Genomic DNA, 20,110 nt, shown 5'->3' with positions numbered 1-20,110 from the left:
ACACCCCAGCACCCAAGGAGATCCTCATGACTTCCACGTCCACCACTATCCCCGCCATCACCCTCAACAACGGTGTGCGCATGCCGCAGCTTGGATTCGGCGTCTTCCAGGTGTCCGACGACGACACCTCCGCCGTCGTCATCCTCGCCCTCACGGCGGGTTACCGGAGCATTGACACCGCCGCGATCTACGGCAACGAAGCGGGCACCGGCCGTGCCATCGCAGAGTCGGGCATCGACCGTGCCGAGCTGTTCATCACCTCCAAGCTGTGGGTGGCCGACCTCGGCTACGACGCCACGCTGGCCGCGTTCGAGGCCAGCCTCGGGAAGCTGGGTCTGGATTACCTGGACCTGTACCTCATCCACTGGCCGGCGCCCGCGACAGACCTGTATCTCGAGTCCTGGCGGGCCTTTGAGCGGCTGCTGGCCGACGGCAGGGTTAAGGCCATCGGGGTGTCCAATTTCCTCCCTGAACACCTGCAGAAGGTCATCGACTTGGGCGGAACAGTGCCGGCAGTCAACCAGATCGAGCTTCACCCGGCCCTTCAGCAGCAGGACATTGCCGCCTACAACGCCGCGCACGGCATCGCCACGGAAGCCTGGAGCCCGCTGGCGCAGGGTGCCGTGCTGGCCGATCCGGCGGTCACGGAGATTGCCGCACGGCACGGTGTCAGCCCCGCGCAGGCCATCCTGCGCTGGCACCTGCAGCAAGGGAGGGTCATCATCCCCAAGTCCGTTACCCCGGAGCGGATCCGCGAAAACCTGGACGTCTTCGGCTTCGACCTCACTGCGGATGAACTGGCCGTGATCGACGGCCTGGAGCGGGACGGGCGTACGGGTCCGCACCCCGCCGAGTTCAACGGCTAAGCGGGTCCCCGCACCAAAGCCCTGACACGCCTAGTCAGGCGGGGCCGGAAGACGCCGGCCCCGCCTGACTAGGCTGGGGGAATGAACAACCGATACCTGGTGTCCCGTGAGCGCTTCATTCCCGCAGCACCGGAGGAGATCTTCGAGGTGCTGGCCACGCCGGCCCTGCACAGCGTTATTGATGGGTCGGGCACCGTCAAGGGGGCCCAGCCCCGCGGCCCGGAGCGGCTGGAGCTCGGATCCCGGTTCGGCATGGAGATGAACATGAAAGTGGACTACAAAATCCTGAACACGGTCTGTGAGTTTGAGGAGGGCCGGCGCATTGCCTGGCGCCACTTCTATGGCCACGTCTGGCGCTACATCCTGGAACCGGCCACCGACGACGCCGGCAACGCCGGGACCCGCGTCACCGAACAGTGGGATGCCAGGGCAGTCCGGGGCAAGTTCTTCCTCCGGCTGGCAGGCTACCTGCGCCGCCACCCGGCCAGCATCGAGAAGACACTACTCCGGCTCGACCAATCCCTGACGGGCACCGCCGGGCTGGCGAGCTAGGTCTCCGGCGTGAACCCCTCCGGCGGACTGACTCCCAGCCCGCGGACCCTTGAAGTCGAAAGCCTTGCCAGCTTCGACCGCCTGGTCGCGGCGGGGGCAGTGGCCATGCGCGGCTGGCACGCCCAGTCGCTGGACCTGCGGGGCCGGAAAGCGGCCCTTGCTGCCCTGGACGTGGAAGGCGCCATCTTCCTCGGCTGCACCTTCGACCCTGGGGTGGAGGACACCCTCCGGCACCGCGGCGCACTGATCTTTCCCAGGCTGGCGGGTGTGCCGTTCGACGCCTACCGGGCCCGGCTGTACACGCCGCAGGAACTCTACGCAGGCCTGGAATCGAGGCCATACGAGGAACTGCCCGATGCGCTGGTGTATCAGTGGAGCATCAGCCCGGGGCAGCGGCGCCGGCTGGACGCCACGCTGGCTTCGGCGCTCCATGACCATGCCATCGGCGATGCCTTGGAGGAATTCAGGCGGTCGGACCTCGCAGCCGGCCGGACCACCGTCGGGGTGATGGGCGGGCACGCCGCACAACGCGGTACTCCGGAGTTCGCGCAGGCAGCGGAGCTTGGCCGGCTCCTCGCCCGGTCCGGGCGGCTGGTGGCCACGGGCGGTGGTCCGGGGGCCATGGAAGCTGCCAACCTGGGCGCTTACCTCAGCCACGTCCCGGCTCATGACTTCGAAGCGGCGCTGGCTGCGTTGCAGGCCGTCCCCGGGTTTCGGCCCTCGGTGTCCGCGTGGGCGCGCGAGGCGGCTGCCGTCGTCGAACGTCATCCGGGCGGAATGCCGTCGCTGGGAATCCCCACGTGGTTCTACGGGCATGAGCCGCCCAATTACTTCGCCACCCACATCGCGAAATACTTCGCCAACGCCATCCGCGAGGCGATCCTGCTGGAGCTGTGCGACGGCGGCATCATCTTCCTGCCCGGAGCTGCCGGCACGGTGCAGGAGATCTTCCAGGATGCGTGCGAGAACTACTACAGTGCCCGCGAAGCCGTCACGCCGATGGTGCTGGTTGGCAGGCGGTACTGGGAGCAGGAATTGCCCGCCTGGCCGATGCTGCGGACGCTGGCTGCGGGACGGCCCATGGCGGACCGGATTTTCCTGGTGGACAGCGTGGCTGAGGCGCTGGGCGTGCTGGGCGGTTAGCCCACCACGGTGCCGAAGGCGAGCCCCAGCAGATAGGTCACCGCGGCGGCACCCAGGCCAATTGCCAGCTGGCGCAGGCCGCGGGACAACGGGGATGTCCCGGACAGCAGACCCACGATTCCGCCGGTCACCAGCAGCGCCATCCCCACCAGCACTGCGGCAACCACCAGTGCGGGCACACCGGTCAGGCCGAACAGGAACGGCAGGATGGGGACCACGGCGCCGGAAGCGAAGAAACAGAAGCTGGACAGCGCCGCCCCCCACGCTGTTCCCACGGCTTCGTGCTCGTCATCCGCATCAGGCAGTTCGGGATGGAGGGACAGGCTGGGATCGCAGTCGCAGCCGAGCATGCCAATACGCTCGGCGACGCGGTGCTCGGCGGCCTCGTGGGACATCCCGCGCGCCAGGTAGACGAGGAGGAGTTCGTTGTGTTCGATATCCAGTTTCGGGGCCGCGGCCAGGGTGATCTGGGTGGGTTTTGTGGCGGCCAGCAGTTCGCGCTGGGAGCGGACGGAAACAAATTCTCCCGCCGCCATGGACATGGCGCCGGCGAGGAGCCCGGCCACGCCGCTTAGCAGCACCACGCTGCTGGCCACGCCCGAGGCGGCCATGCCCATCACCAGTGAGAGGTTGCTGACCAGGCCGTCGTTGGCACCAAAAACGGCCGCACGGAACGTTCCGGCCAGCCGATTGCGGCCCCGGGTTGCCAGGCCGCGGACCACCTCTTCGTGGATCTGTTCGTCTGCGGCCATGGCGTCCGTGGCGTTCGGATCCATGGCGTAGGGGGAGCGGCCTTCGGCCCGCTGGGCCAGGGCCAGGACAAAGACGGAGCCGAAGTGGCGGGCCAGGAAGCCCAGGAGCTGGCTGCGCAGGGACGCAGGCCGGGACTTTTGTGCGTGCTCACCGAGGAGCTCGAGCCAGTGGGCCTCGTGGCGGCCTTCTGCTTCGGCGAGGGCCAGCAGGATCTCGCGCTCTTCGCCCTCGCGGTTCTGGGCAAGATCACGGTAGACGGCGGCTTCCGCGCGTTCGTCCGCGAGGTACTGGCGCCACCGGCGGATATCGGCCGGTGTGGGCTCGGCGGTTCGGGTTCCCGCCGGGTGGGTGCGGCGTGAATTGGCGTACTGGGACACGGGAGCTCCTGTGCTGGATGGGGCATGGTTCGGCCCCATTGCAGAGCCAGCTTACCGCGGAATTCCGCGGATTTTCGGCTGGCAAACCTCACTGCGGAGTTTCGGGTTCCCTTAATTTCCGCCGTTCCGGGCGTGTTTGCGGGGTGGTTCCAAAGACCCTTGACCGGGCTGGCGGCCGGTGCTGTGATGAAGGTGTGGAGCCCACCCGCAAGAGCACGTCAGGCGATCAAACGGAGGTTGAATCATGAACACCACCGGACAGCAACCGGACATGCCGCACCTCGAGGCTGTTGAATCGGATCCCGCATACGACTACGCCGAGGATGTCCCCGTCAGCGAGGACGATTGGGACGCAGAGGACGAATTCCTGGACGGGGAAGAGGTGGTCGTTGTCCCCACACCTCCGGTGAAGGTGGATGCCGAGGAGCGCGTGGTTCCCCTGGACGACGACGAGTTCCGCGACACTGAATAGCAGGACCGGGCAGGACGCACGACGGCGGCACTTCCGGTTCGTTGAACGCGAACCGGAAGTGCCGCCGTCGTGCGCTGCCCTTGAGTGAACGAGCTTGCCGGGATTACGGGGCTGTCACGGTTACGGGGACTTCCTCGTTGTCCTGGCCGGCTACCCGCCGCACCCAGTTCCGCATGACCTGGGGGTCAGTGGGCTTGGTGAGGAGCGAGACCGCCACGTAGACCACGGCGGAGCTGATGAGGCCGAAGTAGATCGGCTCGTTGGCGAAGACACCGTCCAGCGGGGCCTTGGCGTTGATCTCCAGCACGATCATGGTGCCGAGGGTGACCACGGAGCCCGCGGCCATGGAGGCTGCGGCGGCCAGGCCGGTGCCGCGCTTCCAGACGAGGCCGCCGAGGATGGCTACCAGGAGCCCGCCAACCAGGATGTCGTAGGCGATGGTCAGGGCGGCCACCACGTCCTTGGTGATGATGGCGATCAGGATGGCCACGATGCCGAGGGACAGGACCCAGAGGCGGTTGGCCCTGACATCGTGCTCGGGGTTGTCGGTATCGTCCGTGTTGATGTCCTTGCCGAACCAGCTGGCAACAAACGGGAGGACGTCCGCGCGGGCCACGGTGGCGGCAGCAATCAAGGCGCCGGAGGCAGTGGACATCATGGCGGCCACGGCTGCAGCGAGCACCAGTCCGCCGATGCCGACGGGAAGGATGGTCTGGGCAACCTCGGCGTAGACGTCGTCCTTGGCGGCGATGTCCATGCCGGACAGGGCCACGCTTGCCGCCATGCCGATCAGTGCCCCGGCAACACCGTAAAGGATGCAGTAGATGCCTGCGGTGGCGCCGCCCCAGCGGGCCACGCCGGGAGTCTTGGCGGTGAATACGCGCTGCCAGATGTCCTGGCCGATCAGGAGGCCCAGGGTGTAGACCACGAAGTAGGTGATGATGGTCTGCAGGCCGATGCCGTCCATTTGGAAGAAGCTTTCATCCACGCGGCTGCGGATGCCGTCGAGGCCGCCTGCGGCGTTGAGCGTGAAGGGGAGCATCAGCGCGAAGATGCCCACGGTCTTGATGACGAACTGCACCTGGTCCGCGAGGGTGATGGACCACATGCCGCCAATGGTGGAGTAGACCAGGACGATCGCGCCGCCGATGGCGATGGCGAGCCAGCGCTCCCAGCCGAAGAGGACCACAAAGATGGTGGCGTACGCGCTGGTGGAGGTGGCGCACAGCATGAGCGTGTAGGCGAGCATAACGATGCCCGAGGTCTGCGTTGCCTTGCTGCCATAGCGAAGGGTGAGCATCTGGGAGACGGTGTAGATCTTCAGTTTCTGGATAGTGCCGGCGAAGAGGAGGCTCAGCAGGAGTACGCCGGCGCCGATGGCCACCACCAGCCACATCCCGGAGATGCCGAACTTGTAGCCGAGGCCCACGCCGCCTACTGTGGACGCTCCGCCGAGGACGACGGCGGCCATGGTGCCGGTGTAAAGGAATGGGCCCAGGCGGCGGCCGGCCACAAGGAAGTCGCTGTTGTTCTTGGTGCGGGACTTGCCCCACCAGCCAAAGGCCAGCATTGCGATGAGATACACCACCACAATGGCGATGTTGACGAAATTTGCGTCCATGTTGGGGCTCCTGGAGCTGGTCTGCTGAGAAGTGGAAGGGGTTCATATTGCCTGACAGGCAACACTTGTTGCCTAAAAGAGTATGTTGTGACGTGCGTAACAGTCAAGGACGGCAGCGCCATCTTGTCGGTGAACCGGGCTCGCGCCGCGTCACGGCCACTGCGGGCCACTAGGATTGCTCCAGAGATGGGGCCGGACCGCCGGCCATGAAAGGTCAGCATATGAAGGCACTGCCAGTCGAGCCGAGCAACATTCCGGTTGCCATCGGGTCCAGAATCCGTGCCGCCCGGCAGTCCCAGCGGCTGACCATCGAGCAGGTTGCCGACGCCACGGGGCTGACCAAGGGGTTCCTGAGCCGCGTGGAGCGCGACCTTACATCGCCGTCGGTCGCCTCGCTGGTGACGCTGTGCCAGGTGCTGTCCATCTCCATTGGCGATCTGTTTGCGGCCCCGGAAACCCACCTGACCAAGCGGAACCACGGTCCCAAAATCTCCCTGGGCGGCGAGGGCATTGTGGAGCGGCTGCTGACGGCCCGGTCCGAGCGCCGCATCCAGATCATCCAGGCCGTGATTGAGCCCCACGGCCGGGGCGAGGCCGAACTCTACGCGGTGGACTGCGATGTGGACGTGCTCCACGTGATCAAGGGCCGCATCCGCCTGATCCTGACCAACGAGGAATACGAACTCAGCACCGGCGATACCGTGACCTTCCCGGGCCGCGAGCCGCACACCTGGGTCAATCCCACGGACGAATCCGTTGAGGTTCTCTGGGTCCTGGTCCCGGCTGCGAGCCGCTAGTTCCTTTTGCTCGCCCGCGTGCGTTCCTGCCCGGTTTGTTGCCCGCCTCGCAGGGCCGCGCCCCGGGTGTGGCGCGGGTTGGCGCGGGTTGGCGCGGGCGGAGATGCACGGATTGGGGCCGCCGGCATGACTAACCGGGCTGGAACGCCCGTGTTGCTGTCCCTTGTCCGTTCCGGGAGGCCAGCACAGCCCGGATTTCTCCCAATACATGGTCCGGGTTGAACCAGATGTGCTCCGGCATGTAGCGCAGGACGGCGAATCCCTGAACTGTTGACGTATTGTTCCGGTCGCGGTCCCGGAGCATGTCCGCACGCTGTGAATGGAACGCGAATCCGTCGATTTCCACGATTAGGAACCCGTCCAGCAGGAAATCCACCCGTCCGATTCCCGGCAGGAACACCTGGGCGTCGAAATGGATGCCGTTGGTCCGGAAAAGGTGCTGCGCATCGACTTCCACAATGGACTCCGCGCGAAGGTCCAGATCTCGCAGCGCCTGCCGGATCGGGGCCGACCGGTCTCCCCGAAGCTGGTCTTTGAGCAGCTCCAAGTGAATACCGTGCAGTCGGATGGCCGATGTCGCCAAGGCCGTGGACGACGGCGGCGCCAGGCATCCGAGCGCGTGCAAGGTTACGTCTTCCACCGCAGCTATCGGTAAGTCCTGGTGGCCATCGAAGCGGAGGGTCCGGTGCCGGATGAAGCCCCTTCCGTGGCCGTGATTGCATGCGAGATGCAGGCGGGGCGGGGGATTTCGGAGCCACAACCCGTACCGGGAGGCTGCGCTGGCGCATGTCAGCCGTCCGTTGTGCCGGATTGCGGCGGCGAGGTCCGGGTCGCAGTCCGGTACGAGGAAAACTCCCCGGCGTGGCTGCGTCGCACCCAGGTCCGTGAGCCGGCCGATGTCCCGCCGGGAGTAGCCGGCGCTGAGGAGCTGCGCGGTACGGGCCGCTCCGCCCGCCTGCTTGAGGTATTCGAAGATGTCCATCAGGCCATTGCAGGCCGTGCCCGCGCCGGACGGAAGGCAGAAGAGGCCGTATGTGGACGGCGCGGGACCGTGCCGGACCGCCCGCGCCGTGCGTTCCCGCCCGGTTGCTCGGCCTGTCGCGGCACGCTGGCCAGGGAAGCCCGCGGGATTCGGGCCTTGCGGGCGACGGGGGTCCGGCCGGCCCGGAGGTAACTGGGTTGGAAGGTACGCGGCGCCGGCGGCGGGCAGGCAACGAACGTGGACGGCGCGGAATCCGCAGACGTAAGGGGGGCAGCATGTAAACAGTTGATGCGCATTAGAAAACTTCGGGCTATGATGGCTGTCACACCTGCCGATCAATCCTCGAAGGAGAGGCTCACCGTGAAAGAGCTGCGCATCGAAGCCAACGGCAACATTGGCCCGATCGATTCTGCCCGCATTCCGCGTTATGCCGGAGCCGCCACCTATGCCCGCCTGCCCCGCCTGGACCAGGTGGCCAAGGCCGACGTGACCGTGGTGGGCGTACCCTTCGACTCCGGCGTTTCGTACCGGCCCGGCGCAAGGTTCGGCGCAAACCATGTCCGCGAGGCCAGCCGCCTGCTCCGCCCGTACAACCCGGCATGGGACGTCAGCCCCTTCGAGAACATCCAGGTGGCCGACGCCGGCGACATGGCGGTCAACCCGTTCAATATCAACGAGGCCATCGAAACCATCCAGCAGAACGCCCTGGACCTGACGTCTGGCGGCAGCAAGCTGGTCACGCTCGGCGGAGACCACACCATCGCCCTGCCGCTGCTCCGCGCTGCGGCAGAACGCGCCGGAGGCCCCGTCGCCATGCTGCACTTTGACGCGCACCTGGACACCTGGGACACCTACTTCGGCGCCGAATACACGCACGGCACCCCGTTCCGCCGGGCCGTCGAGGAAGGCATCCTGGACACCGAGGCCATCAGCCACATCGGCACCCGCGGGCCGCTCTACGGCAAAAAGGATCTCGACGACGACCACCGCTTCGGGTTCGGCATCGTCACTTCCGCGGACGTCTACTACCAGGGCGTCCTGGAGACGGTGGCCAAGGTCCGCGACCGGATCGGCAACCGCCCGCTGTACATTTCGGTGGACATCGACGTCCTGGACCCCGCCCACGCACCCGGCACCGGAACCCCCGAGGCCGGCGGCATCACCAGCCGCGAGCTCCTGGAAATCATCCGGGGCTTCCGCGGCATGAACCTGGTGGGGGCCGACATCGTTGAAGTGGCACCGGCCTACGACCATGCCGAAATCACCGGCGTCGCTGCCAGCCATGTGGCCTATGAACTGGTCACCCTGATGGCGGACAATGCAGTGGAAGGCGACCGTTTCGGCGCAGCCAGCGGCTACGCCGCCCAGGCCCTCGGTCAGGAAGTTCGCCAGCCCGCCGGTTTCGCCGCCGCCTCGAAGGAGTCATAAGAATGATCGATTTTGATCCGGGCACAGCAGCCCCTACGAGCGCGACCGGCCAGCGCAACGGCGGGGATCTCGTCGTCGAAACCCTGGAAGCACTTGGTGCCAAAACGGTCTTCGGCATCCCCGGCCAGCACGCGCTGGGGCTGTTCGATGCCATGGGCCGCGGCAACCTCCACTTTGTCTCTTCCCGTGTGGAGAACAACAGTGCCTTCGCCGCTGACGGCTATGCGCGCGCCACCGGTGAAGTGGGTGTGCTGTTCCTGTCCACCGGACCCGGCGCACTGACGTCCCTCGCCGGCCTGCAGGAGGCCTACGCGACGGGTGTGCCCATGGTGGTGGTCGCCAGCCAGATCCCGCTCGACGGACTCGGCGCCCGCCGCAAGGGCATGCTCCACCAGCTCGATGACCAGAAGGCCTCGGCCGCCAACGTCACCAAGAGCCAGCGCCTCATCCAGCACGCCTCCGGCATTCCGTCCGCCATCCAGGACGCCTGGACCGAGGCAATCTCCTCGCCGCAGGGCCCGGTCTGGCTGGAAATCCCGCAGAACGTCCTGCTGGATCCCATCATGGTTCCCCCGGTGGAGGATGCGCTCGCCGAGGCGGCCGACAACCCGCCGCGCGTGGAGCTTGTCCGCGAAGCCGTGAAATGGCTGTCGACGGCGGAGCGTCCGGCCATCATCGCCGGCGGCGGCACCCGGAGGGGCCGGGCCGAGAAATCCCTGCTCTCCATTGCCGAAAAGCTCCGGGCGCCCGTGATCTGCACCCCGGGCGGCAACGGCGCGTTCCCCTGGAACCACGAGCTCTCGCTGCAGTCCTGGATCGAGGACCGGTACATGACCGACGTGCTGGAGGATGCCGACGTCCTGATCGTGATCGGCTCGTCCCTGGGCGAGGTGACATCGAACTACTTCACGTTCGAGCCCCGGGGCCGGATCATCCAGATCGACGCCGAGCCGCGCGTGCTCGAGTCCAACCGTCCCGGTTTGGGCATCCGTGCCGACGCAGGGCAGGCGCTCGCCGCCCTCGATGAAGCCCTGGTGGCGCCCGTCGAAACAGCCCGCAGCTGGCACGGAGTCAGCCCCGAGGACCTGGTCAGGGAGTCCCTGGCCAAGGTGCGGGCCCGGCTGGAATCGCAGGACCTGGCCAAGGAACTGAAGTTCATGGCCGACATCCGCGAAGCCGTTCCCGATGACATGCAGACCTTCTGGGACATGACCATTGCGGCCTACTGGGGCTGGAGCTGCTGGGATGCCCGGCAGGGCCAGTTCCACTCAGCCCAGGGTGCCGGGGGACTGGGGTATGGCTTCCCGGCAGCCATCGGCGGGGCCGTGGGGCTGGAGACGCTGGGCAGGTCCGGCCGTGTGCTCGCTGTCTCCGGGGACGGCTCGTCCATGTACTCCATCTCCGAACTCGCCACCGCCACGCAGCACAATGTCCCGGTCACCTGGCTGATTGTGGACGACGGCGGCTACGGCATCCTGCGCGAATACATGGTGGGCGCCTTCGGCAAGGCCACGGCCACCGAACTCGCACGTCCGGACTTCGTCAAGCTCGCGGAAGCGTTCGGTGTGCCGGCCACGCGCGTTGCCCCCGAGGATGTGGGGGACGCGCTCAGGGCGGGCTTCGCGGCAGACGGGCCCAACGTCGTCGTCGTCGAAACCCTGCTCAAGATGTTCGGCCCGACGCACCTGGGCACCTAAGCCCAAGCGCAAAGAATTCACTCCCGCCGCGCGGGGAACCACTAATGAGGCCCCCTTTCCGAGAGGAGAGGGGGCCTCACTCGTCTTCTTAGTTTCCCAAGGCAACCATTTAGGGATATAGTTGCTTCAGGCAAACAACTGAGGAGATCTTCATCATGGCAGTCGCGCCGGACACCGCAGCGGACCTGGTCTACCGCATCTTCGACCTCCAGCGCATGGTCCGCTGTGTGGCTGCGGCGAGCTTCCGCGGGCAGGACACGGGGGTCGCCCTGCAGGGCGTGCTCCGCTACGTGGGGGAGGGGGAATCGCGTGCCACCCACCTCGCTGAGCGCCTCGGTGTCAGCGCCCCTGTCCTCAGCCGCCACATCGCCGACCTTGAAGAACAGGGTTATGTCATCCGGCGGCAGGATCCCGACGACGGCCGGGCCCAGCTGGTTGCCTTGTCGCCTGCGGGGGCGGAAAAGCTTCGCCAGATAGAGGAACACCGCGCGGTAACCCTGCAGGGTTACCTCAGCGACTGGAGCCAGGAAGACGCCGAAGACACGGCACGGATCCTGGCCAGGCTCTCCGAATCCCTCAAACAGTCAACCCGGGCAACGGCGGCCGGACCCATCACCATCCCGACCCCCTAGAAGGACCGATATGTCGAGCCAAGCACCCGCCGCCCCACCCATAGTGATGACCCACCGCCAGATCATGGAGGCCCTCACCGGGCTTCTGGCGGCATTTTTCACCGCCATCCTCAGCAGCACCATCGTGGCCAACGCGCTGCCCACCATCATGTCGGACCTCCACGGCACCCAGACCGACTTCGCCTGGGTGATTACCGCCGCCCTGCTGGCGAACGCCGTCACCACCCCCATCTGGGGCAAGCTGTCGGACCTCTTCAACAAAAAGCTGCTGGTCCAGTTAAGCATCGTGATCTTTGTGGCCGGCTCGGTCATGGCCGGGCTTTCGGAGACCATCCCGCTGCTGCTCACCGCCCGCGTGATCCAGGGCGTTGCCATGGGCGGGCTCACCGCGTTGGCACAGTCCATCATCGGCACCATGATCCCGCCGCGGGACCGCGGCAAATACTCCGGGTACATGGGTGCCGTGATGGCTGTCGGAACAGCCGGCGGACCGCTGCTCGGCGGATTCATCGTGGACAGCCCGCTCGGTTGGCGCTGGACGTTCTTTGTCTGCGTGCCGCTCGCCGTCGTCGCGCTCATCCTGCTCCAGGTCACCCTGAAGATCCAGCACATCAAACGCCCCGCCAAGATCGACTGGCTCGGCTCCGTTCTCCTGACATCCGGCGTCAGCCTGCTCCTGATCTGGGTTTCCTTCGCCGGCAACCCGGCCTACTACGACTGGATTTCCTGGCAGTCCGCCGCCATGGTGGGCGGCGGCGTGGTGCTGCTGGCCCTGCTGGTGCTGGTGGAATCCAAGGTTGAGCAGCCCATCATCCCGCTGAAAATCATCTCCGAACGCACCACCGCACTCGCCATCCTCGCCTCCGTGGCAGTGGGCATCGCGATGTTCGGCTCCACCACGTTCCTGGGCCAGTACTTCCAGGTAGCCCGCGGCGCCACCCCCACCGAAGCCGGGCTCCTGACCCTTCCGATGATTGCCGGCAACCTGACCGGCTCCGTTGTCTCGGGCCTCCTGATCAGCCGCACCGGCAAGTGGAAGGGCTACCTGATCGGCGGTTCCATCCTGCTGATCGGCGGACTCGGGCTCGCCGGAACCATGGACCACACCACCGAACTGTGGCAGGCCGGGATCTTTACCGCCATCCTTGGCCTCGGCTTGGGCATGCTGATGCAGAACCTGGTGCTGGCCGTCCAGAACACGGTCCGCGCGTCCGACATCGGAACGGCCAGCGCGTCCGTTGCCTTCTTTCGCTCGGTGGGCGGGGCGATCGGCGTCGCCGTGCTCGGTGCCGTCCTCAGCAGCCGGGTCACCGAACTTGCCACGCAGGGACTGGCAGCGGCCGGCATCCCGGTAGCGGGCGGTTCCGCTGCGGCCACGATGGACCTGGTTGACATGCCGGCGCCGGTCCGCGAAATCATGCGCGCCGCCTACGGCGACGCCACTGCCGAGGTCTTCCTGATCTCCGCCGGTGTGGCCGTGGTAGCCCTGCTCTCGGTGGTGTTCATCAAGGAACGGCCGCTACGGCGCACCGTGGACATCCAGCTGGACGCCGCGCCGGACACAGATGCGGAACGTCCGACGGCGGAACTCGCCTCCGTGGCTAAGTAACCGCCGGGGGCCGGCGCGCAGTACGCCTACGGGATGAGATTTACCGGGCGATGTTTCGCCCGGGCAACGGATTTCGTACAGTGGGTAGGCTAAGAATGTCAGCCTCTGCTGCTACTACTTATCTCACCATTTTCGCGCTCTCTCCCTTAAGGACCCGTGGGCATGCTCCTGACCCTGATACGGCGCTACTCCAAGCCGTATATGCCGTATATCGTGGCCGTCATCGTTTTCCAGCTGGCGTCCACGATTGCGGCGCTCTACCTGCCCAGCCTCAACGCCCAGATCATCGATGAAGGCGTTTCCCGCGGGGATACCGACTTCATCTGGCGCACCGGGGCCGTGATGCTCCTGGTGGCGATTGTCCAGGTGGGCACGGCCATCGCCGGTGTCTACTACGGCTCCAAGACGGCCATGGCCGTGGGCCGCGACCTCCGCCGCGGGGTGTTCCGCAAGGTCACCAGTTTCTCGGCCAAGGACGTCAACAGGTTCGGCGCGCCCACGCTCATCACCCGCGGCACAAACGACGTCCAGCAGGTCCAGATGCTGGTACTCATGGGCCTGAACTTCATGGTGGCCACCCCCATCATGTGCATCGGCGGCATCATCATGGCGCTGCGCGAGGACCTCAACCTGTCCTGGCTGGTCTGGGTTTCCGTGCCGGTGCTGATCATCGTGGTGGGCTACCTGGTGGTCCGGCTGATGCCCCTCTTCCGTGCCATGCAGAAGAAGATCGACCGGATCAACGCTGTCCTTCGAGAGCAGATCATTGGCATCCGGGTGGTCCGCGCTTTTGTCCGCGAACCCTATGAGACCGACCGTTTCGGTGTGGCCAACAAGGACCTGACGGACGTTTCCCTCAAGATCGGGGCACTGTTCGTCCTGATGTTCCCGGCCATCGGCATGATCCTGCACCTTTCCACCGCCGCCGTCCTGTGGTTCGGTGGTCAGCGCGTGGATTCCGGCGAGATGCAGGTGGGCGCCCTGACTGCCTTCCTGCAGTACCTGCTGCAGATCCTGATCGCCGTCATGATGGGCACCTTCATGGCCATGATGATCCCGCGGGCCTCGGTCTGCGCGGACCGCATCGGTGAGGTGCTCGACGTCGAACCCTCCATCCACGATCCCGAACACCCCGAAACTCCGGCCACGCTGGCCGGTGTGGTGGAGTACCGGAACGTCACCTTTGCCTACCCCGGTGCCGAATCGCCGGTGCTGAGCAACATCAGCTTCACCGCCAAGCCCGGGGAGACCGTGGCCATCATCGGCTCCACCGGTGCCGGCAAAACGTCGCTGCTGTCCCTGCTGCCCCGCCTCTACGACATCGCCGAGGGCGAGGTGCTGCTGGACGGCGTCCCGGTCAGCAACCTGGACCGGGCCGAGATCACCAGGCGCGTTGCCCTGGTCCCGCAGCGTCCCTACCTCTTCTCCGGGACCATCGAGCACAACCTCCGCTTCGGCAAGACCGAAGCCACGGACCAGGAACTCTGGGACGCGCTGCACATTGCCCAGGGGGAGGACTTTGTCCGCGAGAAGAAGAACGGCCTGAACTCCCGCATCTCGCAGGGCGGCACCAACGTCTCCGGCGGCCAGCGGCAACGGCTCTGCATAGCCCGCGCTTTGGTCACCAAGCCCAGGGTGTACCTCTTCGACGATTCATTTTCGGCGCTCGACGTGGCCACTGATGCCAGGCTCCGCGTCGCGCTGAAACGGACCACCGCAGATGCCACCGTGATTATCGTGGCCCAGCGGATCTCCACCATCACCGAGGCAGACCAGATCCTGGTCCTGGACAACGGCCGGATTGTCGACCGCGGAACGCACGGGGAACTCCTGGAAACCTCGCCCACCTACCAGGAAATTGTTGAATCCCAGCTGAGCGTGGAGGAAATGGCATGAGCGCCGCCAAGAAGGACCGTGCAGGCTCCACCACGGAAACGACGCCCACTGCCACAGCAACAGGTACCGCAACCCCCGAGGAACTCCTGGACGACGAGGAATTCTTCGAAGAGGAATACAAGCCTTCTGAAGCCGACGGCGACATGTTCGGCGGCATGCCCGCGAAGAAGGCCGAGCACTTCTGGCCTTCCGCGAAACGCCTCCTCGGACTCCTGAAGCCGGAAGCCGCCGGCATTTACGCCGTCGTGGCCCTGGTGGTTGTCTCGGTGGTCCTGAACGTCATTGCTCCGAAGATCCTCGGCCAGGCCATGGACGTGATCTTCGGCGGGGTCGTAGGCAAGCAGCTGCCCGCGGGGGCAAGCAAGGAAGAATTTGTTGAGGGCTTGCGCCAGCAGGGCCAGGACAACTTCGCGGACATGATCTCCAAGATGGAACTGGTGCCCGGCACCGGGATCGACTTCCAGAAACTTTCGGTCCTGATCGCCATCGTGCTGCTGATGTACTTTGTGGCCAACATCTTCCTATGGCTGCAGGGCTATGTGCTGAACCGCATCGTGATGAAGGTCATCCGAAAACTCCGGGACGACACCGAAAAGAAGCTGAACCGGCTGCCGCTGAACTACTTCGACACGCGCCAGCGCGGCGACGTGCTTTCCCGGGTGACGAACGACGTCGACAACGTCCAGCAGGCGCTGCAGCAGGCTTTCGCACAGCTGATCAGCTCCCTCCTGACGGTCATCGGCATTGTCATCATGATGTTCATCGTTTCCTGGCAGCTCGCCCTCATCGCCCTGATTGCGCTGCCGCTCTCCGGTGTTGCCGCGGGCATTATCGGCTCGCGGAGCCAGAAGCTCTTCGCCGCCCAGTGGAAGAACACCGGCTCCCTGAATGGGCAGATCGAGGAGTCCTTCTCCGGGCACGACCTGGTGCGGGTCTTCGGACGCGACGCCGACATGCTGGCGCGCTTCGAAGAACGCAACGAGGAGCTGTACAAGGCCAGCTTCGGCGCCCAGTTCGTCTCCGGCATGATCTTCCCCGTGATGCAGTTCGTCTCCTACCTCAGCTACGTGGGCATCGCCGTGGTGGGCGGCCTCCGGGTCGCCTCCGGTTCCATGTCTCTGGGCGACGCCACGGCGTTCATCCAGTACTCACGCGAGTTCACCCAGCCGCTGGGGCAGATGGCCGGCATGGCCAACATGCTCCAGTCCGGTGTTGCGTCCTCGGAGCGCGTCTTCGAGTTCCTCGACGCCGACGAGCAGGACGCCGAGACCGCCACCGATCACCTGCCGGCCAAGACCGACGGGCATGTGGAGTTCCGCAACGTCACGTTCAGCTACACCGAAGACAAGAAGCTGATCGAAGACCTGTCCTTCACGGCCGAGCCCGGGCACACCGTGGCCATCGTCGGACCCACCGGGGCCGGCAAGACCACCCTGGTGAACCTGGTGATGCGCTTCTACGAGCTCAACTCAGGGTCCATCACCCTGGACGGCGTGGACGTTACCAGGCTGAGCCGTGCCGAGCTGAGGTCCAAGGTGGGGATGGTACTCCAGGATGCCTGGCTGTTCGGCGGGTCCATTTACGACAACATCCGCTACGGCAACCTGGACGCCACCGAAGAGCAGGTCATGGCGGCGGCGAAGGCCACGTTCGTGGACCGCTTTGTGCGCGCGCTGCCGGAGGGCTACGACACTGTCATTGACGAGGAAGGCAACAACGTCAGCGCCGGTGAGAAGCAGCTGATCACCATTGCCCGCGCCTTTGTGGCCAACCCGTCGCTGCTCATCCTCGATGAGGCCACCAGCTCGGTGGATACCCGCACCGAACTCCTGGTCCAGAAGGCCATGGCTGCCTTGCGGACCGACCGGACAAGCTTTGTGATCGCCCACCGCCTGTCCACCATCCGCGACGCCGACACCATCCTGGTGATGGAGAACGGCCAGATTGTGGAGCAGGGCAACCACAAGACACTGCTGGCGGCCGAGGGTGCGTACTACCGGCTGTACATGTCCCAGTTCGCCGGGTCCGACGTTGAGGAAACCGTTGTGGACGACTCGACGGCGGTGCACAGCTGAGCGCCAACGGAAACCCGGCCGGACCCCGGCGCATCGAGGTCCTGGTCCCGATGCGCTGGGGGGACATGGACGCCTACGGGCACATCAACAACGTCCAGATCGTGCGGATGCTGGAGGAGGCCCGGATCGCCGCGTTCGGGCCGCCCCGGGGCACAGGCATGCCGGGCATCGAGCCGGAGGTAGCCCTCTTCAACGAGGTCCCTGAGGGAACGCTGGCGCTGGTGGTGGACCACAAGATCCGCTACGTGAAGACCCTCGAATACCGCAACGTTCCTGCCGTGGTCCAGGTGTGGATCGGGGCCGTGAAAGGCGCCAGCTTCGACATCCACTACGTGGTGCAGGACCCGGTCACGCAGGTGGAGTGCGTCCGGGCCAGCAGTCATCTGGCGTTCGTGGACGAGGCGTCCGGGCGTATCCTGCGCCTGACCCCGGAGCAGAAGGAACGGATGGCACCGTTCACGTTTTAGTCCGCGTATCTTCATGCCGTGCACTGATCGATCTGCAAGACTGTTGGACCGCGCACCCGTTGCGGGGGCACAGGCGTACACCCGAGACTGTAACTGTCTACTAAGGAGCTTCACCATGGCCAAGAAAACCAAAAAGACCTGGAAAGAAATGTCACCGGCGGCACGGGCAAGCTTCGTGGCCGTCGGCATCGCGCAGGTTTCGTTGATGATCGCCGCCCAGCGGGACATCAGCAAACGTCCGGCGGAGCTGATCAACGGGCCAAAGGCGGCCTGGCGGATGGCGTCGATGATCAACTTCATTGGGCCGATGGGCTACTTCGTTTTGGGGCGCAAACGGCCCGGGGTGAGCGCTTAGCACGTCGCGGGGGGTCCCGAACGGACTCCCCGTCGACAGGGACCGTGGAGCAGACGCCCAGCTTGAGCCTGTAAATTTGAAGCCATGACCCCTGCCCCAAAGCCTGCCATGCACCGCGCCCTCGGAGTCTCCAAGGAGATCGAGGACGCGGCGTGGTTTGTACTGGGACCAGGGCTGCAGGGCAAGCCCTCGGCCCTCGACGGCACAACACTGACCTGGACGGCGGACGCCGCGGCCGAGCTGCTGGAACGGCTTGAACAGGGCGTCGCCGATGCCAAGGCGCCCATGATGACCAACCTCCGGCAGAACCTTGAGGGCGCCTCCCGCGAGGCCAAGCAGCTGGCAGTGGAGCTGCTGTTCCTGCAGTCGCTGCCCCTTGCCCACGAGGTCAAGTCGCTCAAGGTCAAGCGCGCCCGTGTGGCTGAGGCGGCATCGTGGTTGGAACCCCCGCTGGAGCTGCCTGAGGAACTGTACAAAGGCATGACGGACCACGGTGTGATCAGGGACCGCACCGCGGAATTCAACTGGACCATCTGGGACCACCTGAAGTGGCTGTGCCGCTTTGTGCAGCACGTGGACCAGCAGGTCCCGGCAGCCATCACCAAGGCGCTGAAGGATCCGCTCAAGTTCCACGAACTGGCCGCCGGCACACCCTTGGACCAGCCCGCCATCCGGCGCAGCATCGAGTACCTTGCCTGGCCCGGATACTTCGAACCGGTGGTGGCCGACGTCGAACGCCGGGAAATCCGTGACGCCTTTGCCTCCCTGGTGGGCGGCGCCAAAGGTGATTCGGACGAGGAGATCACTGCGGACATCCACCGCATCCGCCTGCACCTGGACGAGCAGGCCGGGCAGCGCATCGATTGGTACGCGCGCCAGCTCGTCAGCCAGTGGCGCAAGGTGGGGGACCCCGGCCGCCGCGCCTGGCTCCTGCGCACGCACAGCGACAACGCCGAGCTCCTCGCCGCGTGGCAGGACGAGGAGAAAGTGACGCTCGACGTCGAACATCTCCGCCATCTTGAACCGGGCGTAACGGCCGGGCTGGTCCAGCACGCGGTGGATGAGGACTACAAGCACCTGGGCTACGTGGAGCGGGAAGACACAAAAACCGCGGTCTTCGCTTTCCTGACGGTCATGAAGCCGGGCGACCTTGTCCTGTACCAGAACTCGGGCACCGTGCGGCTGGGTGTTGTGCTCGGCGAACCCGACCACAACGAGGACCACCGCCGGATGCGCCGCAAGGTGCGCTGGCTCGACGACGAAGGCCACGCCACCGCCGAGCTGCCCCGTCACGTCCAGCGCCAGCTGGCCACTGCCGGGATCATCGTGGATGTCACCAAAGTGGTGCAGGCCCTCCAGGCGCTGGTCCCGGGAGAGGCGGAACCGGACGACGACGACCCCGCTACTGCCGCCGTCGAGGTCGTCCCCGTGCAGGAGGGCTTCCGCCCGCTGAGCCGCGGCTTCGCGGATTCGCTCCACATGGACCTCGAACCGCTCCAGGAGATCGCGGAGCTGCTGGAGGAAAACCGCCAGCTGGTCCTCTACGGTCCGCCGGGAACCGGCAAGACGTACCTCGCCAAGCACCTTGCGGCCGAGCTCGCGCAGGACAGCACCGACGAACGGGTGAAGCTGGTGCAGTTCCACCCGTCGTATGCCTATGAGGACTTCTTCGAGGGCTACCGGCCGGACAAAACAGACGAGGGGCAGGTGTCCTTCAAGCTTGTGGCCGGGCCGCTGCGCCGGCTGGCCGAGGAAGCCGCCAAACCCGGGAACGAAAAGAAGCCCTACTTCCTCATCATCGACGAGATGAACCGCGCAAACCTGGCCAAGGTGTTCGGCGAGCTGTACTTCCTGCTGGAGTACCGCGACGACCGGATCTACCTGCAGTACAGCCCCAACGAGCCGTTCACCCTGCCGGACAACCTGTACATCATCGGCACCATGAACACCGCGGACCGGTCCATCGCCATGATGGACGCCGCCATCCGGCGACGGTTCGCGTTCATCGAGCTGCACCCGCAGACCGAGCCCGTGAAGGGCTCACTGCTGCGGTTCCTGCAGGCACGGCAGCTGGACACCACGCCCGCGCTGCTCCTCGATGCCCTCAACGCCGCCATCGACGAGTGGGACCGGGACCTGATGATCGGCCCGTCCTACTTCATGAAGCCCGCTGCCCAGACGCCGGCCGGGCTTCGCCGGATCTGGAAATATGAGCTGATGCCGCTGCTTGAGGAGCACTACCACGGCCAGCTGACGAGGGCGCAGCTGGAGGAGCGGTTCGGACTGGAACCGTTGCTGGGACGCCTTGCGGCCAGCTAAGAACCCGTTGGCTGAAGCGAAACCCCTGCCGGGCAAGCCGCTGCCAGCCAAGCAGCAGCCGGCAAAACC

The 20,110-nt window shown here is 65.8% G+C and carries 17 protein-coding genes; 14 read left to right on the top strand and 3 right to left on the bottom strand.

Translation table 11 applies throughout. From position 1 onward, the window contains the following. Positions 1–26: 26 nt before the first annotated feature. The 3 genes from GUV69_RS10295 (at position 27) to GUV69_RS10285 (ending at position 2,561) form a co-directional block, all read left to right on the top strand. Positions 27–866: an aldo/keto reductase gene (locus GUV69_RS10295; RefSeq protein ID WP_164202051.1), complete on the top strand. Its 840-nt coding sequence runs from the start codon at positions 27–29 to the stop codon at positions 864–866. A gap of 81 nt (positions 867–947) precedes the next feature. Further along, positions 948–1,418: an SRPBCC family protein gene (locus tag GUV69_RS10290; protein WP_164202049.1), complete on the top strand. Its 471-nt coding sequence runs from the start codon at positions 948–950 to the stop codon at positions 1,416–1,418. 9 nt (positions 1,419–1,427) lie between these two features. Beyond that, entirely contained in the window at positions 1,428–2,561 is a 1,134-nt protein-coding gene (locus GUV69_RS10285) for an LOG family protein (RefSeq protein WP_164202047.1), read from the top strand. On the opposite strand, the gene GUV69_RS10280 is transcribed toward GUV69_RS10285, so the two are convergent. After that, positions 2,558–3,691 carry a VIT1/CCC1 transporter family protein gene (locus GUV69_RS10280; RefSeq protein ID WP_244292687.1) on the bottom strand — a complete coding sequence of 378 codons (1,134 nt, stop codon included), beginning with the start codon at positions 3,689–3,691 and terminating at the stop codon, positions 2,558–2,560. The two genes, GUV69_RS10285 and GUV69_RS10280, sit on opposite strands and share 4 nt — an antisense overlap. Before the next feature lie 244 nt (positions 3,692–3,935). On the opposite strand from GUV69_RS10280, the gene GUV69_RS10275 reads away from it, so the two are divergent. After that, entirely contained in the window at positions 3,936–4,163 is a 228-nt protein-coding gene (locus GUV69_RS10275; RefSeq protein ID WP_164202043.1) for a hypothetical protein, read from the top strand. A gap of 103 nt (positions 4,164–4,266) precedes the next feature. Here the strand turns inward: GUV69_RS10275 and GUV69_RS10270 are convergent, their stop codons facing one another. Beyond that, positions 4,267–5,784, bottom strand: a complete 1,518-nt coding sequence (locus tag GUV69_RS10270) for a sodium:solute symporter family protein (protein ID WP_164202041.1) — start codon at positions 5,782–5,784, stop codon at positions 4,267–4,269. Positions 5,785–6,005: 221 nt separating this feature from the next. On the opposite strand from GUV69_RS10270, the gene GUV69_RS10265 reads away from it, so the two are divergent. Beyond that, positions 6,006–6,581 (top strand): helix-turn-helix domain-containing protein, encoded by a 576-nt coding sequence (locus GUV69_RS10265; RefSeq protein WP_164202039.1) that lies wholly within the window; start codon positions 6,006–6,008, stop codon positions 6,579–6,581. Positions 6,582–6,711: 130 nt separating this feature from the next. Here the strand turns inward: GUV69_RS10265 and GUV69_RS10260 are convergent, their stop codons facing one another. After that, on the bottom strand, positions 6,712–7,563 hold the full coding sequence (locus tag GUV69_RS10260; RefSeq protein ID WP_164202037.1) for a DUF559 domain-containing protein: 852 nt from the start codon (positions 7,561–7,563) through the stop codon (positions 6,712–6,714). Between the two features lie 360 nt (positions 7,564–7,923). On the opposite strand from GUV69_RS10260, the gene speB reads away from it, so the two are divergent. The 9 genes from speB to GUV69_RS10215 all read left to right on the top strand — a co-directional run bounded on the left by speB (position 7,924) and on the right by GUV69_RS10215 (position 20,041). Continuing rightward, positions 7,924–8,991, top strand: a complete 1,068-nt coding sequence (gene speB, locus GUV69_RS10255; RefSeq protein WP_164206424.1) for an agmatinase — start codon at positions 7,924–7,926, stop codon at positions 8,989–8,991. Positions 8,992–8,993: 2 nt separating this feature from the next. Beyond that, positions 8,994–10,688 carry a thiamine pyrophosphate-binding protein gene (locus GUV69_RS10250; protein WP_164202035.1) on the top strand — a complete coding sequence of 565 codons (1,695 nt, stop codon included), beginning with the start codon at positions 8,994–8,996 and terminating at the stop codon, positions 10,686–10,688. A gap of 155 nt (positions 10,689–10,843) precedes the next feature. After that, complete coding sequence (locus tag GUV69_RS10245) at positions 10,844–11,320, top strand: MarR family winged helix-turn-helix transcriptional regulator (RefSeq protein WP_164202033.1); 477 nt, start codon at positions 10,844–10,846, stop codon at positions 11,318–11,320. A 10-nt stretch (positions 11,321–11,330) separates the two neighbouring features. Continuing rightward, positions 11,331–12,929, top strand: coding sequence for an MFS transporter (locus tag GUV69_RS10240; RefSeq protein ID WP_164202031.1), 1,599 nt, complete (start codon positions 11,331–11,333; stop codon positions 12,927–12,929). 162 nt (positions 12,930–13,091) lie between these two features. Next, positions 13,092–14,825, top strand: coding sequence for an ABC transporter ATP-binding protein (locus GUV69_RS10235; RefSeq protein ID WP_164202029.1), 1,734 nt, complete (start codon positions 13,092–13,094; stop codon positions 14,823–14,825). Further along, positions 14,822–16,900 carry an ABC transporter ATP-binding protein gene (locus GUV69_RS10230; RefSeq protein ID WP_164202027.1) on the top strand — a complete coding sequence of 693 codons (2,079 nt, stop codon included), beginning with the start codon at positions 14,822–14,824 and terminating at the stop codon, positions 16,898–16,900. The genes GUV69_RS10235 and GUV69_RS10230 overlap by 4 nt, the downstream gene beginning before the upstream one ends. Positions 16,901–16,950: 50 nt before the next feature. Beyond that, positions 16,951–17,367, top strand: a complete 417-nt coding sequence (locus tag GUV69_RS10225; RefSeq protein WP_164202025.1) for an acyl-CoA thioesterase — start codon at positions 16,951–16,953, stop codon at positions 17,365–17,367. 115 nt (positions 17,368–17,482) lie between these two features. Next, positions 17,483–17,722 (top strand): hypothetical protein, encoded by a 240-nt coding sequence (locus GUV69_RS10220; protein ID WP_164202023.1) that lies wholly within the window; start codon positions 17,483–17,485, stop codon positions 17,720–17,722. Between the two features lie 84 nt (positions 17,723–17,806). Continuing rightward, positions 17,807–20,041: an McrB family protein gene (locus tag GUV69_RS10215; protein WP_164202021.1), complete on the top strand. Its 2,235-nt coding sequence runs from the start codon at positions 17,807–17,809 to the stop codon at positions 20,039–20,041. Positions 20,042–20,110: the final 69 nt, after the last annotated feature.

The organism is [Micrococcus luteus] ATCC 49442, assembly GCF_010367585.1.
In the GTDB taxonomy this organism is placed as follows: domain Bacteria; phylum Actinomycetota; class Actinomycetes; order Actinomycetales; family Micrococcaceae; genus Arthrobacter; species Arthrobacter luteus_A.
The sequence above is the reverse complement of the archived record's forward strand: the minus strand, read 5'-3'. Positions and strand labels throughout refer to the sequence as shown.